The organism is Nguyenibacter vanlangensis (assembly GCF_013376155.1).
GTDB classification, from domain to species: Bacteria; Pseudomonadota; Alphaproteobacteria; order Acetobacterales; family Acetobacteraceae; genus Gluconacetobacter; species Gluconacetobacter vanlangensis.
Genome location: NZ_JABXXP010000392.1, coordinates 1 through 2,752, shown reverse-complemented (window position 1 = coordinate 2,752; position 2,752 = coordinate 1). Strand labels below are relative to the sequence as shown.

Annotated in this window: 1 protein-coding gene; it reads left to right on the top strand. The window is 68.9% G+C overall.

All coding sequences use genetic code 11. The annotated features are described in order from the left end of the window. Positions 1-373 precede the first annotated feature (373 nt). Positions 374-2,752: efflux RND transporter permease subunit (locus tag HUK84_RS14355; RefSeq protein WP_176640896.1), on the top strand; the 2,379-nt coding region annotated here is incomplete at its 3' end.

Below are 2,752 nucleotides of genomic sequence, written 5' to 3'. Positions count from 1 at the left end.
AGGCGCCCCACCAGGGCGAACAGCACCAGCCACCATCCGCCGCGCGAGGCGCGGCGCCTCCCCGAGGCCCTGCAGCCGGGCGGAAGCCCGGTCCGTGATGGTGCGGATGATGCCATGCGCCCTTCTATCGCCTTGCCCTCCCCCGCGCCATGCCGGACAGCCCCCCGCTGCGAGACCGGCGGAAAACCGCCCTCGGCGCGCCCGTCCCGACAGTGTTGAGAATAATTTAGCCCATCCGCGCTGGACGGAGGCAGGGCGGTCACGGACATAAGGCGATGGGCCACGGGAGCATGGAAGAGACATTCGCGCAGCATCCCCGCCAGCCCATCGCGGCCCATCGCCGGCCCCTTCGGACGAGACGCGGATACCCGACATGACAGTGACAGGATTGTTCATTCGCCGGCCGGTGGCGACCACGCTGCTGACACTGACCTGCATCCTGGGCGGGGTCCTGGGCTATCTCGCTTTGCCGGTCGCCGACCTGCCGAATATCGACTTCCCCGTCATCCAGGTCCTGGCCCAGCAGCCCGGCGGCTCGCCCGAGCAGGTCGCCAGTTCGGTCGCCGAACCGCTGGAACGCCATCTGGCCGCGATCGCCGACCTCGAGGAGATGACGTCCCAATCCAGCCAGGGGATGGTGCGGCTGACGCTGCAATTCGCCCTGTCGCGCGACATCAACGGCGCGGCCCGCGACGTCGAGGCCGCGATCCAGGCGGCACGCGCCGACCTGCCGACCACGCTGCGGCAGAACCCCGAATATTACAAGGCGAACCCGAACGACCCGCCGGCCATCATGCTGGCGCTGACATCCGGCAACCGCCCCCTGCCCGAGCTGTACGACAAGGCCACCAGCCTGCTGCTGCCGCGCCTGTCGCAGATCCGGGGCGTCGGGCTGGTCGAGATCAGCGGCAGCGCGCTGCCCGCGGTGCGCGTCGAGATCGATCCGCTGCCGCTGTACAAGTTCGGCATCGGGTTCGAGGATATCCGCGCCGCCCTGGCCTCGGCCAACGCCCACACGCCCAAGGGCTTCATTGACCAGGGCGGCATGCGCTTCACGCTGCAGACCAACGACCAGGCCCGCAGCGCCCAGGCCTATCGCGACCTGGTCATCGCCTATCGCAACGGCAGGCCGGTCCGGCTGGGCGACGTGGCGCAGGTCGTCGACTCTGTCGAGGACGTACGCAATGCCGGCTATTTCGGGCGCGAGCCGGCCATCGTCATGATGGTCTTCATGCAGGCGGGCGGCAATATCGTGCGGGCGCTGGACCAGTTGCACGCCGAATTGCCGCATCTGCGCGCCACGCTGCCGGCGGGGATCCAGCTCCATACCTTCATGGACCGCTCGCAGACCATCCGGGCGTCGCTGGCCGATACCCGCATGACCCTGTTCCTGTCGGCGCTGCTGGTGGTGCTGACGGTGCTGCTGTTCCTGGGCACGCTGCGCGCGACGCTGATTCCGGCCATCGTCATCCCGGCCGCGATCATGGGCACCCTGGGCGTCATCAGCCTGCTGGGCTTCTCGCTGGACAACATGTCCCTGATGGCGCTGACGATCTCGACCGGCTTCGTGGTCGATGACGCCATCGTGGTGCTGGAAAACATCACCCGCCACGTCGAATCCGGCCTCTCCTCCTTCCAGGCCGCGCTGCGCGGCGCGAGCGAGGTCGCGTTCACCGTCGTCTCGATCACCGTCTCGCTGATCGCCGTCTTCCTGCCGATCCTGCTGATGGGCGGGATCACCGGGCGGCTGTTCCATGAATTCGCCGTCACGGTGTCGGTGACCCTTTGCATGTCGATGGCCCTGTCGCTCAGCCTGACCCCGATGCTGTGCGCCCGGCTGACCCTGCACGACGCCGGCGGCGGCGCGGGCCGGCTGGCCGCGTGGGTCGAACGCGGGCATCTGGCCATGCTGCGCATCTATGGGCGCTGCCTGGACTGGGCGCTGGCGCACCGGGCGCCGATGCTGCTCAGCCTGCCGGCAACGCTGGGCCTGACGGTGGCGATCTACCTGACCATGCCGCAAAGCCTGTTCCCCGACGAGGATAGCGGCGTGCTGTTGGGCCGGCTGATGGGCGACCAGGCGATTTCCTTCCATGCCCTGAACCAGAAGATGAACCAGACCCTGGCCGCCCTGCAGAAGGACCCGGACGTCGCGGGGGTGGCGGGCTTCGTCGGCGGCAGGGGGTCGTCGAACCAGGGCAATCTGTTCATCGCCCTGACCGACAAGTCGAAGCGGCCGCATCCGCCCGCGACCACCATCGCCAATCTCAACCATCGCCTGCACGACATGACGGGCGCGCGCTTCTATGCGCTGCAGCGCGGCGCCATCCGCATCGGCGCGCGGCCCAGCAACGCGGCCTATCTCTATACGTTGCAGGGCGACGACACGACCGCGCTCTACGCCTGGACGCAGAAGCTGGTGGCGGCGCTGTCGACCCGGCCGGAACTGATGGACGTCTCGTCCGACGTGCTGCTGGGCGGGCTGGCGATGAACGTCGCGATCGACCGCGACGCCGGGGCGCGGACGCAGATCACGCCGCAACTGATCGCCAACACGCTGTACGACGCCTACGGCCAGCGCGCGGCCTCGGTCATCTACAACGACATGAACCAGTACCGGGTGGTGATGGAGGCCGCGCCCCGCTTCTGGCAGAACCCGGCCTCGCTGCGCCAGGTATGGGTCAGCGTCGCGGGCGGCGCGGCACAGGGGGGCACGCAGGCCAACACGATCCGCGTCCGCGCCGGCGACCCG